The following is a 16,224-nucleotide window of genomic DNA, read 5'->3' as shown; positions in this document are numbered from 1 at the left end:
CCGTCTGATCATCGTCCGAGTACCGCGCCCTTCAATGAGCATTTCAGCCGCAACGCCCCAAGCCAACTGGCAACCGGTCATCGCCCTCGCGTTGGCCGCCTTTGTGTTCAATACCACCGAATTCGTGCCTGTCGGGCTGCTCAGCGCCATCGGTGCCAGCTTCGACATGCCCGTGTCCAGCGTCGGCCTGATGCTCACCATCTACGCCTGGATCGTGTCCCTGACCTCGCTGCCGGTGATGCTGCTGACCCGCAACGTCGAACGGCGCAAGCTGCTGATCGTGCTGTTTTGCATGTTTATCGTCAGCCACATTCTCTCCAGTGTCGCCAACAGCTTCGGCCTTTTGATGATCAGCCGCATTGGCATTGCCTTGTCTCACGCCTTGTTCTGGTCGATCACCGCGTCCCTTGCAGTGCGCCTGGCGCCGGAAGGCAAGCAGGTGCAAGCCCTCGGTCTACTGGCTACCGGTACTTCTTTGGCGATGGTATTGGGGATTCCACTGGGCCGCCTGCTGGGTGAAGCCATGGGCTGGCGCACCACGTTCCTGGTGATCGGCGCATTCGCCGCCGCCCTGGTGTTCTGGCTGGCGCGCACCTTGCCGCTGCTGCCGAGCCAGAACTCCGGCTCCTTGCGCAGCCTGCCGCTGCTGTTCAAGCGCCCGGCGCTGGTGGCGTTGTACGTGCTCACCGCCATGACCGTGACCGCGCAGTTCACTGCCTACAGCTACATCGAACCCTTCGTCGAAGGCGTCGCCGGCATGAGCGGCAGCGCGGTCACCCTGATCCTGCTGGTGTTCGGCGGCGCCGGCATCATCGGCTCGCTGCTGTTCAGCCTGGTGCACCGATTCAACCCGCACCTGTTCGTGGTCGGCGCGGTATTCATCCTCGCCGCCTGCCTGGCGCTGCTGCTGCCGTTGAGCGGTGCAGAATCCTACCTGGTGGTGTTGAGCGTGTTCTGGGGCATGGCGATCATGGGCTTTGGTCTGGCGATGCAATCCAAGGTGCTGGTACTAGCACCGGATGCAACCGACGTGGCCATGGCGATGTTTTCCGGCATCTACAACATCGGCATCGGCGGTGGTGCCCTGATGGGCAGTTGGGTCGGCAGCCAGTTTGGCTTTGCCTGGATCGGCGCGGCGGGCGGGTTGCTCGCGGCGCTGGCGTTGATTGGCTATTGCCTGGCGATCCGCCGGTTTGGGCAAGGTGTCGTAACCCGATAAAACAGGACAAGGCTTACACAGCAATTTGATACCCATTGCTACCGTCCCCCACGACCGCCCACGGTCTGTGGTGACGGCACTTGAACAGCAATGGAGTCGATTGTGCAAAAGCGTTTGACCGCCGAGTTTATCGGTACTTTCTGGCTGACGTTTGGCGGCTGCGGCAGCGCCATCCTGGCGGCGGCTTTCCCGGAACTGGGTATTGGGTTTGTCGGCGTTTCACTGGCGTTCGGGCTCACGGTGCTGACCATGGCCTATGCGGTAGGCGGTATTTCCGGTGGGCATTTCAACCCGGCGGTGACCCTAGGTTTATGGGCGGGGCGGCGTGTGGCCGGCGGTGATGTGCTGCCGTATATCGCGGCGCAAGTTGCCGGTGCGATGGGCGCGGCAGCGGCTTTGTACCTGATTGCCAATGGGCAGCCGGATTTTACAGTGGGTGGTTTTGCCGCCAACGGTTATGGTCCATTGAGCCCTGGCCACTTCGACATGAAGGCCGCGCTGCTCGCAGAGTTCATCGCCACGTTTTTCTTCTTGTTCATCATCATGCGTGTGACCGCACCGGGCGCGGTGCCTGGTTTTGCGCCGATTGCGATTGGCTTGGCGCTGGCGCTCATTCACCTGGTGTTGATCCCGGTGACCAATACCTCGGTGAACCCCGCACGCAGCACCGGGCCGGCGTTGTTTGCCGGGGGCGAGTACCTGGCGCAGCTTTGGCTGTTCTGGCTGGCGCCGATGGTGGGCGGGGTGATGGGGGCCTTGGCGGCGCGTTCGTTGGGTGAGGACGATAAAAAAACGCCCGCCTAAACATCATCGGCGGGCGCTCGGGAGTGACCGGGGCAGCAAGGAGTGAGCTGGCCGGTGTAGGGCGTTCGGGGATCAGGCCACCGGGATCAACGGGTCAGCCGCCGCCAGCGCCACCGCACGATCAGCGGCCGGTGGGTAGATCCACACGGTGTTGATCTGGTGCTTGAGGTCCTTGGCTTCCTGGCCGACCAGTTTCAGCTGGCGGTCCCAGCCTTCGGTGAACACCGCGCCCCAGGCACCAAGGTCGAGGCAGGTCACGTACTTGGGCTGGCTGTAGGTCATCGGCGCGACGCCGATCAGGTCGGCGGCCACGTTGTTGCCGGCATAACGGCCCAGGGCGATGGCGTGCTGGCAGGACATGCCGGCGAAGTTGCCCAAATCATCGGTGGCGGCGTAAGCCACGTCGCCAGCGGCGAACACGTCGGCCTGGCCCTTGACCTTGAGGTTGCCGTCCACATGCAGGCGGCCCTGGGGATCGCGGGTGCCGCTGACCTGTTCGGTGAGCGGGTTGGCGCGAAAGCCAATGGTCCAGATCACGGTGCTGGATTCGATCCGCTGCCCATTCGCCAGGGTCACGCCGCCGGCATCCACCGAGGCGACCGAGGTATTGAGCACCCAATCCAGGCCCAGTTCCGTGCTCGCTTCGATGATCGATGGGCGAATGCCATCGCCCATGGACGCGGCGATCTGCGGGCCACGGTCGACCACCACGACGCGAATGTCAGCCTTGTCACCCAGTGCTTCACGCAGGCGCGCCGGCATTTCGGTGGCGGTCTCGATACCGGTAAAACCACCCCCGGCGACCACCACGGTATTGCGCGCCGCGCTGTCAGGCAGGTTCTTCAGGGCCTTGATATGCGCTTCGAGGCGCGTGGCGTCTTCGATCTGGTCCACATCGAAGACATGCTCGATACCTGGCATCTGCGGGCGATTCAGACGGCTGCCAGCGGCCAGCACCAGGCGGTCGTACTGGATGGTGGTGGAGGTGCCGGCCGCGTTGCGGTAGGTCACTTGCTTGCCATTCTCGTCGATGCTGTCCGCCGCGCCTTCAATGAACGTCACGTTCACCGCGTCGAACAACGGGCCCAGCGGCGCCATCATGGTGTGCACGTCGGGTTCGTAGAAACGTGGGCGGATGCGCAGTTCCGGTTGCGGGGCGAGCAGGCTGATCTGCACGTCGTTGCGGTCATGTTTGTCCAGCAGGCGGGCCGCGCTCAACGCGCTCCAGACACCACCGAACCCTGCGCCAATAATAAGAATGTGCTGTTTCATGGTTTGCTCCTGGAGAGGCGTTGTTGCGTGAGTGGGACTGTGTGGAGCCAGACTATCCAGGTGACTTGCCTTGAACACTTCTACCTAGGGTCAGTGCAGGCATGCATAGGTGTGAGGCGGCTATACCAAGGTATTAGCGGCCCAACACATCGGCGAGACAGGCCATCAGTTGGGCGCAGGAAAACGGCTTGGGAAAGAACGCAATCGGCGGTGGCAATGCCGGGTCGATGCTGGGCGGCGGGCCGGGGTAGCCGGTGATGAAAATCACCGGCAGTGAGACGCCATCGGCATGCAGGGTTTCGTAGAGCTGGATGCCGGTGAGGCCAGGCATCTGGATGTCGCTGATCAGGCAGGCGGTGGTGCGGGGGGCATCCGAGTCGAGGAAGGCTTCGGCATTCGCATAGAGCCGGACGCTGTAGCCGTTGGAGCGCAGCAACCCATCCAGTGCCAGGCGAACGGACTCATCATCATCGACGATGGCAATTATCTTCGTGTCGGACATTTCGTTACCTGGAGGCTATCGGGCTGCACATGGAAGCAACCCGCCATCACCCCACGATACGCCGTCCACACCGGCAACATACTATACGTGCGTATACCCAGACTGTTGCTTGACCGGGATGCCGAGGGCCTGGGCCATACGTACCAGATCAGCGAAAGAGCGGGCGAGCATCTTGCGCATCGCCTGGCCGCGATGGATCTTCACGGTGATTTCACTCAGGCCGATCTCGCCGGCAATCTGCTTGTTCATCAGGCCGGAAACCGCCAGCGCCATCACCGTTTGCTCGCGGGGGGTGAGGGTGGCGTAGCGGCTGCGCAACGCATCATCACCACGCTCGGCCTCACGCCGCGCCTTGTCCTTGGCGTGGGCGGCGCACACCGCGTCGATCAGGTCCTGCTCGCGGAACGGCTTGGCCAGGAAGTCCACGGCACCGGCTTTCATCGCGCGCACGGTCATGGCGATGTCGCCGTGGCCGGTCATGAACACGATGGGCAGATTGATCCGCGTCGCCACCAATTCATTCTGAAAATCCAGGCCGCTGGTGCCTTGCAGGCGTACGTCGAGCACCAGGCAACTGGGCAGGTCGGGGCGTGGAAAGTGCATGAACTCGGCCGCCGAACCAAACAGCTGGACCTGCAGGCCCACCGAGCGCAACAGGCTGCCGAGGGATTCGCGCAGCGGGCGATCATCATCGACGATATACACCCAGGGTTCCTGGCTGATCACGCGGTTCATCGGGTGAAGGTCGTTCATGGGGTCTTCTTGGCCAACAGTGGCAGTGAGCAGGTGAATGCGGTGCCCTCGCCGGGCGTGCTGGCGGCCCAGAGGCGGCCGCCGTGGAAGTCGATGATCGAACGGCAGATCGACAGGCCCATGCCCAGGCCGTCGGGCTTGGTGGTGAAGAAGGGTTGGAACAAAGTGGGCAGGTCCTTGGGGTCAATGCCGATGCCCTGGTCGGCCACTTCAAGCAGGACTTTGTCGCCGTCTACCCAGGTGCGCACCCGCAGCAGGCGCTGGCGCGGGGCGACGGTTTCCATGGCGTGGCAGGCATTGATGATCAAGTTGATCAACACCTGTTGCAGCTGCACGCGGTCGGCGTTGATCTGTGCGTCGAGCACGCCCAGTTCCACGCGGCTGCGCACTTTATGGCGCGACAGTTCGTGCTGCACCAGGCCCAGGGTTTCGTTGACGATGGCGTCCAGCGACTCGGGTTTGCGTAGCGGGTCGCACTTGCGTGACAGCGCGCGAATGCGGCTGATCACCTCACTGGCGCGGCAGGCGCTGGAGACGATGCGGTCCAGAGACTGGCGGGCTTCATTGAGGTCGGGTTCGACGCGGTCGAGCCAGCGCCGACAGGCTTCGCCACTGCTGGTGATGGCGGTCAGCGGCTGGTTCACTTCATGGGCAATCGAGGCGGCCAATTCACCCAGGGAGGTGATGCGGGTGACGTGGGCCAGTTGGCTCTGCGCATGGAACAACGCCTCTTCGGCGAGCTTGTCGGCGGTGACGTCCTTCACCGCGCCCAGGTATTCGAAATGCCCACGGCTCTCGACGGGGCTGGCGATCATATGCAGGTGCTTGACGCGCCCATCGGGCATCAGCAGGCGGTGCTTGACCTCGATCAGCGGCTCGCGGTTCAGGGCCTTGGCGAAGACCTCGCGGGCCAGGTGATGGTCGTCGGGATGGGTGCGCTCCAGCACCATGGCTGCCGTGGGCGTCTGGTGGTGTGGGTATTCGAAAATCCGCGCCAATTCCTCGGACCACGACATGGCATCGCTGTCGCCACGAAAACTCACGCTGCCGGTCTGGCTCAAGCGCTGGGCGCCCACCAGGTAGGCCTCGTTGTGCCGCAGGCTGTCCGCCGCGTACTTGCTGCGCAGGGCAAGAAAAGTGATGGCGGAGAGTGCCGTGAGGCAACGGAAGAACCCGGTGATCGATTCCCAGCGCTCATAGTTGCCGTTGTAGAGAAACAGCGCAGTGAGCAGCGCGATGGAAAACAGCGCGACGCCAATCACCACATTGATCGAAAACAGGTTGGCCGCCATCAGCAGCAGCGTGATGTACAGCAGCGTCGGCGCCCAGTCGGTATGGGTTTCGGAATTGATCACGAAGATGCCGCAGGCCACGACCAGCCCGACCACCCAGCCCAGGGCGTTGATCGCCGGGGTCGGGCTGATGCCAAACGCGGCGCGTGCGTGGGTCTGTCGGGGGGTGAATACCAGCCGGTCCCAGAGGCCGGTCAACCACGACTGTTCGCGGCGCGCGCTCGCGGGAACGGTAATTTTCATGGCGTTCGGGCACTCCGTTGGTGTTATCGGGGGTGGAGCAGGGGTCACTTACTTTAAAAGCATCCGTTCTCACCGAGTAGGACACAAAACCCTGAAATCCTGCCAAACCCTATACCCAGGTATGAGCGCGCTGACCCCAGGTAGGAGTGACGCTCGGCCCGCGCCGCCATAACCTGAGGCCTCTCACTCCTCTCCAAGGCCCTGCGGCCGGGTGGCTAACATGATGAACAGAAATGACCTGCGTCGTGCTGACATCAATCTGCTGGTGGTGTTCGAGTCGATGATGCATGAGCGCAATGTCAGCCGGGTCGGCGAGAAATTGTTCCTTGGCCAGCCGACCATCAGCAGTGCCCTCGGCCGCTTGCGGTTGATGTTCGATGACCCGCTGTTCATTCGCGCTGGGCGGCTGATGCAACCCACGTCCCGTGCCGAGGAAATCTTCAGCAATCTCGGCCCGGCGCTGGACAGCATTGCGGCGGCGCTGAGTCGCTGCCAGGCGTTCAACCCGGCGACCAGCGAGGCCACTTTTCATATCGGCCTGTCCGACGACGTGGAATACGCCTTGCTGCCCAGCCTGTTGCGGCGCCTGCGTATCGAGGCACCCAACATGACCCTGGTGGTGCGCCGCGCCGATCACTGGCAGATGTCGCAACTGCTCACCAGTGGTGAGATCTCCCTGGGCATCAGCCACACCCAGGAACTGCCGGCCAATGCACGCCGCAAAAGCCTGCGGCCGATGCGCCCGATGCTGCTGCGCGCCGATCACCGGCCAGGGGAAGTGGGACTGGACGAGTTCTGCCAGCGGCCCCACGCGGTCGTGTCGTCCATGGGCAATGTGATCGATGACTCCGACCGCGCGCTGGGCCTGATCGGGCGCCAGCGCAAAGTGGTGCTTACTGTGCCGCAGTTCAGCGCGTTACCGGTGCTGCTCGCCGACAGCGACATGCTCGCCATCGTGCCCGACTATGTGGCGCACGCCATGGCCGGAGTCGGTGGGCTTCGCGCGCAGTGTGCGCCGCTGGAGCTGCCCGAACAGGAACTGGCGCTGGTGTGGCGCGGCACCACCCATAACGATCCGGGAGAGCGCTGGTTGCGGTCGCGCTGCAGCGTGTTCCTGGGCGAGCCGGTGGTGCTCGCGGTGGCCAGTTGATGAACCTCTCTACTCATCCCTTGCTGCTCGGCGGCGTGCTGATCCTGCTGGACCTGGTGTTGTGGCAAGGCCTTGGCCCGGCGCGACGTACCTTGCGCAGCGGGTTGCGCGTGCTGGTGTTCGCGCTGTTTTGCTGGGTCATGGTGGCGGCCGGCATCAGCCCCTTGCAGCCACCGCCTTGGCCGGAAGACGCGGTGCTCAACCTGATGGCGACCGTGCTGGGCATCGGCTGGTGGTTGTTCGCCGCACGCACCCTGACCGTGATCCTCGGCCACGGCCTCACCACTCGTGTGGGGCAGAGCGCGCGCTTGCTGCATGACGTGCTGGGGGCGGTGATCTTCCTGGTCGCCATCGTCGGCGCAGCGGCCTATGTGCTGCAACTGCCGGTCAAGGGCCTGTTGGCGACCTCGGGCGCCATGGCGATCATCCTCGGCCTGGCGCTGCAAAGCACGTTGAGCGACGTGTTCAGCGGCATCGTGATCAACACCACCAAGCCCTATCAGATCGATGATTGGGTCAGCATCGATGGGGTTGAGGGCAAGGTGCTGGACATCGATTGGCGTTCTACTCATTTGCAGACGGAAGCGGGCAGCACCGCTGTGGTGCCCAATTCCCTGGCGGCCAAGGCCAAGATCCTCAACCACAGCCGGCCGGGCGGGGCGCATGGCGTCAGCGTCAGCCTGGCGGTGCCCAGCGGCATCGCGCCTCGCCTGGCACTGGAGGCCTTGGAAAAAGCCTTGCAGGGTACTCACGCCTTGCTGCCGGGGCCCAAAGTCTCGATCAAGAGCTCGCAACTGGAATTCAACGAATACGAACTCAAGGGCTTCGTCGCCTCACGCTCGGCCCGCAGCGGCGTGCGCAACCTGATGTTTGACCTGGCCCATCGACACCTTGAAGCGGCTGGGCTGACCTGGGGTGAAGGCTCCAACACCAAGGCTTGGAGCCGCCAGCGGCAATTGCTGGAGGAAGTCCGGGTCATGCGTGCCCTCAGCCTTGAGGAACGCGACCGCCTGGCCGAGGCCATGGCCCCCGTGGACTTCCAGGCCAATCAGGTGCTGTTGGCCTTCGATGAAGTCGCCGATAGCCTGATGATCATCGCCACGGGCGTGGTGTCGGTAGCCATCCATGATGGTGACCGTGTGGTCGAAGCCGGTCGCATGGGCCCCGGCGAAGTGATGGGTGAGGAGGGCATCTTGGCGGACGGGCGTTCCCGTGGGCAATTTCGCAGCCTCACCAGCGGGCGGTTGTTCCGCATCGAAAAATCACTGCTGGGCGCGCAGTTGCAGCACAGCAGTGATTTGTTGATGGCATTGGATCGGTTGCAGCATCAGCGCGAAGACATCCGGGAGGCGGTGGTGCTGAAGAAACCTGCGCCGGTCAAGAAAACTGGTTTGCTGCGGTGGCTCCAGAAACACTGAGCCCACTGTGGCGAGCACGGTTCTAGTGGCGAGCGGGCTTGCCCCGCGTTGGGGCGCGAAGCGGCCCTAAAAACCAGGCGCCTCGGTTTATCTGAACCAATGCGGTGATCTTATTGGGGCTGCTTCGCAGCCCAACGCGGGGCAAGCCCGCTCGCCACGACAGCGCGCCCATCACAACAAGCCCGTCCTGCCGAAAAAATCATGGGCGCATCAGCGGGAAAACCTCTCCCGATACTCCCGCGGAGAAATCGTCAGGTGACGGTGAAAGGTATACCGCATCCGCTCCTCATCGCCGAACCCACACAGCCGGGCGATCTGGTCGATATTGCGGTCCGAGTCTTCCAGCAAGCGGCGCGCCGCTTCCATGCGGAACAACTCGATGGCCTTGGCCGGTGTGCGCCCGGTGCGTTGTTTGTAGACCCGCGCAAAGTTGCGCGGGCTCATCTGCGCCTGGTGCGCCAGACGCTCCACGGACAGGTCCGAGTCCTGCAAGTTGTCGGCAATCCACAGGTGCAGTTCATCGAAACCCGCGCTGTCATCGGTCTGTGCCTGCAACAGTTGGCTGAACTGCGCCTGCCCGCCGGGGCGTTTGAGAAACACCACCAGCTCGCGGGCCACCTGCAACGCCACATCGCGGCCGCAGTCGATCTCGACCAAGGCCAATGCCAGGTCGATCCCGGCCGTCACGCCGGCCGAGGTCCACACATTGTCCTGTTGGATGAAGATCGCGTCCATGTCCACCACGATGGCCGGGAAGCCGTGCTTGAGCATGTCGCACATGGCCCAGTGGGTGGCGGCGCGGCGGCCGTCGAGCAAGCCGGCCATGGCCAGCAGGAAGGTGCCGCTGCACACCGAGGCGGTGCGCCCGGCGCTGGCCGAGGCGATGCGCAGCCATTCGACCAGTTCTGTATTGGTCGCCATCGCCTGTTGAATGGCCGGGGCGCCAGGCACGATCAGGGTGTCGATGGGCGTGTCAGCCAATTGCCCGAGTTCCACCGTGTCTACGCTCAAGCCTTCGGCGGTCTGCATCAAGCCTCCAGCCAGGCTGGCGGTGTGCATCAAGTAACCCGGCAAGCCGCGTTCGGCCATGGCCTTGGTGGCGGCCCAGAACACGGTCTGGGCACCGGTCAGGTCGAGCAGGCCCATTTGCTGATAGGCCAGGAACACCAGGGTACGCGGTTGAACGAGTGGGGCGATGGCGGTCATGGAAGACAATTTCCCGGGGCGAGGGCAGGGTCGCCCTTTGTACCACCTAACCGGATTCCCCCGCTCAGTCCGTTAAGGCTTCCAGGTCTGCACATCCTTGGCATCCACTGCCTTGGGCAGCAGTCCTGCCTTGAAGAACGCATCGGCGATTTTCTGCTGCTCGCCCAGTTGGTCGAGCGTTACCGGTTGCACTTGGTAGCTGCGGTGCGCATTGGCCGCTTCAACGGTAGCCACATCCAGGTTGCCCCACAGCGGGCCGAGTATCTTGGCCGCATCCTGCGGGTTGGTTTTCACCCACTGGCCGGCTTTTTCCAACTGCTCATACACCACCTTCAACACCTCAGGATGCGCCTTGGCGTAAGGCGTGCCGGTCAGGTAGTAACGCTTGTAACTGGCCAAGCCGGCGCCGTCGGCCAGGGTGCGCGTCGGCAGTTGGCGCTGCACGCTGGTGAGGAAAGGTTCCCAGGTGACCCAGGCGTCCACCTTGTTGTTCTCGAACGCCGCCCGACCATCGGCGGGTGTCAGGTAAGCCGGTGTGATATCCGAAAATTCCAGGCCCGCCTTGGCCAATGCCGCGATCAGCAAATAGTGGGTGCCCGCCGCCTTGGTCACGGCGATTTTCTTGCCTTTGAGGTCCGCCAGTTGCTGGATCGGCGAGTCCTTGCGCACCACGATGGCCTGGGCTGAAGGCGAGGGTGCTTCCTGGGCGAAGTAGGTGAGTTTGGCCTGGGCGGCCAGGGCGAAGATCGGCACGGTGTCGGCCACGTCGGCACTGATGTCGACGTTGCCCACGTTGAGCGCTTCGAGCAGTGGCAGGCCGCTGGGGAACTCATGCCAGCTCACATCGATATTGTCGGCCTTGAGGGCTTTTTCCAGGGTGCCCTGGGTTTTCAGCAAAGTAATCAGGGTCGAGGACTTCTGGTAGCCGATGCGCACGGTTTCCTGGGCCTCGGCGCTCACGGCGACAGAAAAGGCCAGCAAACCGAGTACTGCGGCGAGGGGACGACGTAAGGACATGGCGAGCTCGATCTTCAACGAAATAGCGTCGAGCTTAAAGTTCTAAAAACCATTCGTTAAATACTCTTTCGATCTTAGCTTAGGGCACTTTTCCCTGGAACCGACGAATTGGGCATAACCATAGAATTATAAGATTCTTTCATCATTTCTCGTCGTTAATATAATCGAATGAGTTTTTCTGCCAGGCCTTACGCGGTTTTTTGGCATATGCAGCTCCTTCTATTTCTCTCACGCCAAGGCCTTCCATGACGTTCAAGAAACTTATCGTTGCCGCCAGTCTGCTGCTTGCCGCGGCGGCGGCCCAAGCCGAGCAAACCCTGGACATCAGCTACCAGCGTTCTTCCACCTTGTGGATCCTGCTCAAGCAAAATGGCCAGTTGGAACAGCGCCTCAAACCGCTGGGTTTCACCGTGAACTGGCATGAATTCAGCACCGGTTTGCTCAGTTCCTTGAACGCCGGCAGCGTCGACCTGCATGCCGATGTGGCCGATGCCTTTGCACTGTTCACCCAGGCCGCCGACGCGCCGTTGACCTACTACGCCCAGGAAAACTCCTCGCCCGGTGCCCAGGCGATCATCGTGCAGGACACATCGTCGATCCACAGCATCGCCGACCTCAAGGGCAAGACCGTCGCCGTGTCCAAGGGCTCGGGCAGCAACTATCTGCTGATCTCGGCCCTGAAAAAAGCCGGCCTGACCCTGGCCGATATCACCCCCCGTTATCTGGAAGCCCCAGACGGCGGTGCCGCCTTCGCCAATGGCAGCGTGGACGCGTGGGTGATCTGGGACCCGTTCCTCGCCACCCAGCAACTGGACCATCACGTACGTGTGATTGCCGACGGCAGGGACGGCCTGGCCGACTACAACCGCTTCTACCTGGCTACGACGAAATTCGCCAAGGCTCATCCGGACGTGTTGCAGGTGACCTTCGACACCCTGCGCGAGACCGGCCAATGGGTGAAGGCCCACCCCAAGGAAGCTGCCGAAATCCTCGGCCCGCTGTGGGGCAACATCGCCCCGGCCACGGTGGAGCGCGCCAATAGCCGCCGCAGCTACGACATCATCCCGGTCAAGCTGGACAACCTCGCCGAGCAACAGCGCATCGCCGACACCTACTACGCCGCCAAGCTGATTCCCAAGCCGTTGAAGGTCAGCGCAATCACTGTGTGGACGCCAAAACCATGAGCCGCCAGATCCATTTATCCGCGTTCCTGTTGAGTGGGCCGGTGGTGCACAGTCACGCGGTGTGGCGCCATCCGGAAACCGTCGGCAATTACCTCGACCCCGAGTACTACGCACGGGTGGCCAAGGTGGTGGAGGAGGGGCTGTTCGACTTCCTGTTCTTCGCCGATCGCCTGGCCGTGGGCGACCAGATGGGCGGCTCCCGCGAGTTCGCCCTGCGCTACGGCGCCCAGGACGCTACGCGGCTGGACCCGTTGCCGATCCTCTCTTACCTGGTCGGCAAGACCTCCAAGCTGGGGCTCGGTGCGACCCGTTCCACCACCTATTACGAACCGGCGCACATCGCGCGTGAATTCGCCACCCTCGACCATCTGTCCAAGGGCCGTGCAGCCTGGAATATCGTCACCTCGATGAACGACAGCGAAGGGCGCCTGTTCGGCAAGGACAAGCACCTGGAACACGACCTGCGTTATGACCGCGCCGATGAGTTTGTCGAAGTCGCGCTCAAACTCTGGCACAGCTGGGGCAAGGACGCATTGAAGCTGGATCGCGAAAGTGGCGTGCTGGCGGACCCCGCGTTGATCCGTTCGGTGCAGCATCAGGGCGAGTGGTTCCGGGTTGAAGGCCCGCTGAATATTCCACGTACGCCCCAGGGCCGACCGGTGCTGATCCAGGCCGGTTCGTCCGGTCGGGGCCGGCGCTTCGGTGCGCGGTGGGCCGAGGCGATTTTCACCATTCACCCGCATTTGGCGGCGATGCGTGCGTTTCGCGATGACGTGCGTGCGCAGGTGGTGCAGCAAGGCCGTGAGGCTGACAGCTGCAAGGTGCTGACGGCGGTGATGCCGTTCATTGGGGGCAGCGCGGCCGAAGCCCGCGCCAAGCGCGACAAACACAACGCTTTGGCGCGGCCTGAGTTGGGGCTGGTGACATTGGCTTCACAGTTGAATGTCGACCTGTCGCCATTCCCGCTTTCGGCGACGCTGGCTGAAATCGCCCAGTCGCCGCTGATCCACCCGGCTGCCGCCGAGAAGCTGTTGATGCAGGGCCCGGACACCACCCTGGAACAACTCGGGCGCATCTTCGCCAGCAGCGTGCGCGTGCCGCAGCTGGTGGGCACGGGGGCACAGGTGGCCGATCAGTTGGCCGAACTGTTTGAGCAGGGTGGGTGCGATGGGTTTGTGATTTCACCGGGGTACCTGCCGGGCTCGTTCACCGAGTTTGTCGAGAGCGTGATTCCGCATTTGCAGCGCAAGGGATTGTTTCGCACGGCGTACGAAGGGGCGACGTTGCGCGAGCATTTGGGATTGGCTGATCTCAACAACAGAATTGATAAAAAGGATATTTCGCATGGCTGATTTCGATCATTTAACCCGCCGCCGCCTGCTCGGCCTGGCCGGTATCACCCTGGCCAGCCTGTCGCTGCCACGCCTGGGGTTCACCGCTGACGAACACGCTGGCCATAACACTTCACAGGAACCCGCCGGCACCGGTGAGTTCATCCGCCTCGACGCGCCACGCAAGTTGAAACTGGCAGTCAACCTCAACGCCGTGTGCCTGGCACCCGTAGTAATCGCCCACGGCCAGGGCTTTTTTACCAAGCACAATCTGGACGTGGAGTTGGTCAACTTCGGCAACTCCACCGAGGTGCTGCTGGAGGCCATCGCCACCGGTAAAGCCGACGCGGGCGTGGGCATGGCGCTGCGTTGGCTCAAGGCCCTGGAGCAGGGCTTCGATGTGAAACTCACGGCGGGCACCCACGGCGGCTGCCTGCGTTTACTCAGTGCGGCGAATGGCGGCGTGACCAAGCTGGAAGACCTTAAAGGCAAGGCCATCGGCGTGACCGACATGGCCAGCCCGGACCGCAATTTCTTCTCGATCCTGCTGAAAAAACACGGCGTGGACCCGGTGCGCGACGTGGAGTGGCGCCTGTACCCGGCCGACCTGCTCGGCACGGCCCTGGAGCGCGGCGAAGTGCAGGCGGTGAGTGGCAGTGACCCGTTCATGTATCGTCTGATCAAATCCGGCGTGGCCCGTGAACTGTCCACCAACCTGGTGGAGGAATACGCCAACCTCAGCTGCTGCGTGGTCGGCGTCACCGGCAAACTGGTGCGCGAAGACAAACGCGTGGTTGCGGCGCTGACCCAAGCGATTCTGGAAGCCCACGACTATTCCGTGCAGCACCCCGAAGAAGTCGCCAAAGGCTTCCAGGCCCATGCGTTGAATACGTCGGTAGAGGAAGTGCAGGCGATCCTCCACGACCATACCCACGGCCATCACGCGGTGGGCGCGGCGCTGACCCAGGAAATCCTCACCTACGTGACCGACCTGAAAACCGTCGAAGTGATCAGCAAGAGCACCGACCCGGTGGAGTTTGCCAAGGAGATCACCGCCGATGTCTTCAGCTGAAGCAACAACTCTGGCGCCAGCCCTGGTCTACAAAATCGGGTGGCAGGATGTGGCAGTGGTCGGGGCCTGGTTGGCTGTCGCGTTGCTGATCAGCTACTGGCCCAACGCGACGCGCAACTGGCCGATGACCCATGGCCTGGCCAATCTGTGTGTGGGCATCGCAGCGCTGTTCATCGTATTGAGCCTGCTGGGGCGCAAGCTATCGAAGCTGGGCCTGCGTCTGCGCAACGCGGGTCCCTGGCTGATTGCCCTGCCGGTGCTGCTGGGTATCTGGGAATTGCTCACCGCCAAATTGGCGTTGTTGCCGGTGCCGTTTTTTGCGCCGCCCCAGGCCTTGCTGGCGGTGTATATCGAAGACTACGCACGCCTGGCCGACAGCCTGTTGCACTCGGCGTTGCTGCTGGGTTCGGGCGTGGCGCTGGGGGCTATCACCGGGTTCATTGCGGGCGTGGCGATCGGGTGGTCCACGCGCATTGGCTACTGGCTGCACCCGGTACTGCGCATCCTCGGCCCGGTGCCGTCGACGGCGTTGTTGCCGCTGTGCTTTTTCCTGTTTCCGAGCAGTTGGAGCGCCAGCGTATTCCTGATCGCCCTGGCCACCTGGTTTCCGGTCACGGTGCTCACCTGGTCGGGCGTGGCGAGCGTGGATAAAGCCTATTACGACGTGGCCCGCACCCTCGGCGCCAAGCAAGGTTTCCTGATTTTCAAGGTGGCGATTCCCGCTGCCTTGCCGCATGTATTTGTCGGCCTGTTCATGGGCCTGGGCGCCTCGTTTTCGACCTTGGTGGTGGCGGAGATGATGGGCGTCAAATCCGGCATCGGCTGGTACCTGCAATGGGCACAGGGCTGGGCCGCCTACGCGAATATGTACGCCGCCTTGCTCATCATGGCACTCGCCTGTTCGGGGTTGATCACCGGTTTGTTCCTGGTGCGTGACCGGTTATTGGCCTGGCAGAAAGGATCGATGAAATGGTAGCCCGGGCACACGCAGTATCGGCGTCGGAAGGTTTGGCGCTACGTATAGAAAACCTCAGCCATGGCTTTGCCCTGGACGGCCAGCATCTGCCGGTGCTGGAGCGGGTTTCGCTGGACGTGGCACCCGGCGAGTTCGTGGCCTTGCTCGGGCCTTCGGGGTGCGGCAAGTCGACCTTGCTGCGCCTGGTGGCCGGCCTGGAACCGGCGGACTCCGGCCGCTTGCTGGCAGACGGTGACGCCATCACCGGCCCGGACCCGAGCCGTGTGGTGGTGTTCCAGGACCCGACGCTCTACCCATGGCGCCGGGTGTGGGACAACGTCGCCGTCGGCCTGGAAGCCCAGGGCCTGCTCAAGAGCCATTCGGCCAAGGTCGATGAAGCTTTGGAGAAAGTCGGCCTTAGCCAGTTCGCGCGCGCGTATCCACGGCAGTTGTCCGGTGGCATGGCGCAACGGGTCGCCTTGGCTCGCGCACTGGTCAATCAACCGCGCCTGCTGATCCTGGATGAGCCTTTAGGCAAGCTCGACTCACTGACCCGCATCACCATGCAAAAAGAGCTGATCGACCTGTGGCAACGCCAGGGCTACACGGCGCTGCTGGTGACCCATGATGTGGAAGAAGCCTTGCTGCTGGCCAACCGGGTGATCGTGTTCAGCGACCGTCCGGCGAAAATCCAGGCGCAGTTGACCATCGAACGGCCGTATCCTCGGCACCGAGATGATCCATATCTGGTGGACTTGCGGCGGCAGATCCTGGGCTTGTTGGGGCTGGGCGAAAACTGGTAACGC

Annotated in this window: 15 protein-coding genes; 9 read left to right on the top strand and 6 right to left on the bottom strand. The window is 62.9% G+C overall.

Features of this window, described 5'->3' with window-relative positions; genetic code table 11:
* The first annotated feature begins 34 nt into the window (after positions 1-34).
* Together AYR47_RS25110 and aqpZ are read left to right on the top strand one after the other, a co-directional pair.
* The gene (locus AYR47_RS25110) at positions 35-1,219 is read left to right on the top strand and encodes a sugar transporter (protein WP_033896745.1); all 1,185 of its coding nucleotides are present in this window, start codon (positions 35-37) and stop codon (positions 1,217-1,219) included.
* Between the two features lie 102 nt (positions 1,220-1,321).
* Entirely contained in the window at positions 1,322-2,023 is a 702-nt protein-coding gene (gene aqpZ, locus AYR47_RS25105) for an aquaporin Z (protein ID WP_206542892.1), read from the top strand.
* 72 nt (positions 2,024-2,095) lie between these two features.
* Here the strand turns inward: aqpZ and AYR47_RS25100 are convergent, their stop codons facing one another.
* The 4 genes from AYR47_RS25100 to AYR47_RS25085 form a co-directional block, all read right to left on the bottom strand.
* Positions 2,096-3,295, bottom strand: coding sequence for an NAD(P)/FAD-dependent oxidoreductase (locus tag AYR47_RS25100; protein ID WP_033896743.1), 1,200 nt, complete (start codon positions 3,293-3,295; stop codon positions 2,096-2,098).
* 133 nt (positions 3,296-3,428) lie between these two features.
* Positions 3,429-3,797: a response regulator transcription factor gene (locus AYR47_RS25095; RefSeq protein WP_033896742.1), complete on the bottom strand. Its 369-nt coding sequence runs from the start codon at positions 3,795-3,797 to the stop codon at positions 3,429-3,431.
* Positions 3,798-3,878: 81 nt separating this feature from the next.
* Positions 3,879-4,550, bottom strand: a complete 672-nt coding sequence (locus AYR47_RS25090; protein ID WP_061448873.1) for a response regulator transcription factor — start codon at positions 4,548-4,550, stop codon at positions 3,879-3,881.
* Positions 4,547-6,085: a sensor histidine kinase gene (locus AYR47_RS25085; protein WP_082781536.1), complete on the bottom strand. Its 1,539-nt coding sequence runs from the start codon at positions 6,083-6,085 to the stop codon at positions 4,547-4,549. Before AYR47_RS25085 ends, AYR47_RS25090 begins: the two co-directional genes overlap by 4 nt.
* 220 nt (positions 6,086-6,305) lie before the next feature.
* Between AYR47_RS25085 and AYR47_RS25080 the strand changes: the two genes are divergently transcribed.
* Entirely contained in the window at positions 6,306-7,235 is a 930-nt protein-coding gene (locus AYR47_RS25080) for a LysR family transcriptional regulator (RefSeq protein ID WP_033896739.1), read from the top strand.
* On the top strand, positions 7,235-8,653 hold the full coding sequence (locus AYR47_RS25075; RefSeq protein WP_033896738.1) for a mechanosensitive ion channel family protein: 1,419 nt from the start codon (positions 7,235-7,237) through the stop codon (positions 8,651-8,653). Before AYR47_RS25080 ends, AYR47_RS25075 begins: the two co-directional genes overlap by 1 nt.
* Positions 8,654-8,863: 210 nt before the next feature.
* Here AYR47_RS25075 and AYR47_RS25070 read toward each other — a convergent pair whose 3' ends face one another.
* Positions 8,864-9,859, bottom strand: coding sequence for a GlxA family transcriptional regulator (locus AYR47_RS25070; protein ID WP_061448872.1), 996 nt, complete (start codon positions 9,857-9,859; stop codon positions 8,864-8,866).
* A 72-nt stretch (positions 9,860-9,931) separates the two neighbouring features.
* Positions 9,932-10,876 carry an aliphatic sulfonate ABC transporter substrate-binding protein gene (locus tag AYR47_RS25065; RefSeq protein WP_033896735.1) on the bottom strand — a complete coding sequence of 315 codons (945 nt, stop codon included), beginning with the start codon at positions 10,874-10,876 and terminating at the stop codon, positions 9,932-9,934.
* Between the two features lie 245 nt (positions 10,877-11,121).
* Between AYR47_RS25065 and AYR47_RS25060 the strand changes: the two genes are divergently transcribed.
* The 5 genes from AYR47_RS25060 to AYR47_RS25040 are packed head-to-tail and all read left to right on the top strand — an operon-like array spanning position 11,122 to position 16,221.
* The gene (locus tag AYR47_RS25060) at positions 11,122-12,060 is read left to right on the top strand and encodes an aliphatic sulfonate ABC transporter substrate-binding protein (protein WP_061448871.1); all 939 of its coding nucleotides are present in this window, start codon (positions 11,122-11,124) and stop codon (positions 12,058-12,060) included.
* On the top strand, positions 12,057-13,412 hold the full coding sequence (locus AYR47_RS25055) for an LLM class flavin-dependent oxidoreductase (protein WP_061448870.1): 1,356 nt from the start codon (positions 12,057-12,059) through the stop codon (positions 13,410-13,412). The genes AYR47_RS25060 and AYR47_RS25055 overlap by 4 nt, the downstream gene beginning before the upstream one ends.
* Positions 13,405-14,463: an ABC transporter substrate-binding protein gene (locus AYR47_RS25050; protein WP_061448869.1), complete on the top strand. Its 1,059-nt coding sequence runs from the start codon at positions 13,405-13,407 to the stop codon at positions 14,461-14,463. The genes AYR47_RS25055 and AYR47_RS25050 overlap by 8 nt, the downstream gene beginning before the upstream one ends.
* Positions 14,450-15,439 carry an ABC transporter permease gene (locus AYR47_RS25045; protein ID WP_061448868.1) on the top strand — a complete coding sequence of 330 codons (990 nt, stop codon included), beginning with the start codon at positions 14,450-14,452 and terminating at the stop codon, positions 15,437-15,439. The genes AYR47_RS25050 and AYR47_RS25045 overlap by 14 nt, the downstream gene beginning before the upstream one ends.
* On the top strand, positions 15,433-16,221 hold the full coding sequence (locus tag AYR47_RS25040; protein WP_061448867.1) for an ABC transporter ATP-binding protein: 789 nt from the start codon (positions 15,433-15,435) through the stop codon (positions 16,219-16,221). Before AYR47_RS25045 ends, AYR47_RS25040 begins: the two co-directional genes overlap by 7 nt.
* Positions 16,222-16,224 lie beyond the last annotated feature (3 nt).

The sequence above is a fragment of the Pseudomonas azotoformans genome, assembly GCF_001579805.1.
Lineage (GTDB): Bacteria > Pseudomonadota > Gammaproteobacteria > Pseudomonadales > Pseudomonadaceae > Aquipseudomonas > Aquipseudomonas azotoformans_A.
This window is presented reverse-complemented; position numbering and strand designations above follow the sequence as displayed.

Bases quoted from the DNA above. Each gene is read 5' to 3' on its own strand.
- AYR47_RS25110 (WP_033896745.1), top strand. From the start codon at position 35: ATGAGCATTTCAGCCGCAACGCCCCAAGCCAACTGGCAACCGGTCATC.
- AYR47_RS25100 (WP_033896743.1), bottom strand. From the start codon at position 3,295: ATGAAACAGCACATTCTTATTATTGGCGCAGGGTTCGGTGGTGTCTGG.
- AYR47_RS25095 (WP_033896742.1), bottom strand. From the start codon at position 3,797: ATGTCCGACACGAAGATAATTGCCATCGTCGATGATGATGAGTCCGTT.
- AYR47_RS25090 (WP_061448873.1), bottom strand. From the start codon at position 4,550: ATGAACGACCTTCACCCGATGAACCGCGTGATCAGCCAGGAACCCTGG.
- AYR47_RS25085 (WP_082781536.1), bottom strand. From the start codon at position 6,085: ATGAAAATTACCGTTCCCGCGAGCGCGCGCCGCGAACAGTCGTGGTTG.
- AYR47_RS25080 (WP_033896739.1), top strand. From the start codon at position 6,306: ATGATGAACAGAAATGACCTGCGTCGTGCTGACATCAATCTGCTGGTG.
- AYR47_RS25075 (WP_033896738.1), top strand. From the start codon at position 7,235: ATGAACCTCTCTACTCATCCCTTGCTGCTCGGCGGCGTGCTGATCCTG.
- AYR47_RS25070 (WP_061448872.1), bottom strand. From the start codon at position 9,859: ATGACCGCCATCGCCCCACTCGTTCAACCGCGTACCCTGGTGTTCCTG.
- AYR47_RS25065 (WP_033896735.1), bottom strand. From the start codon at position 10,876: ATGTCCTTACGTCGTCCCCTCGCCGCAGTACTCGGTTTGCTGGCCTTT.
- AYR47_RS25060 (WP_061448871.1), top strand. From the start codon at position 11,122: ATGACGTTCAAGAAACTTATCGTTGCCGCCAGTCTGCTGCTTGCCGCG.
- AYR47_RS25055 (WP_061448870.1), top strand. From the start codon at position 12,057: ATGAGCCGCCAGATCCATTTATCCGCGTTCCTGTTGAGTGGGCCGGTG.
- AYR47_RS25050 (WP_061448869.1), top strand. From the start codon at position 13,405: ATGGCTGATTTCGATCATTTAACCCGCCGCCGCCTGCTCGGCCTGGCC.
- AYR47_RS25045 (WP_061448868.1), top strand. From the start codon at position 14,450: ATGTCTTCAGCTGAAGCAACAACTCTGGCGCCAGCCCTGGTCTACAAA.
- AYR47_RS25040 (WP_061448867.1), top strand. From the start codon at position 15,433: ATGGTAGCCCGGGCACACGCAGTATCGGCGTCGGAAGGTTTGGCGCTA.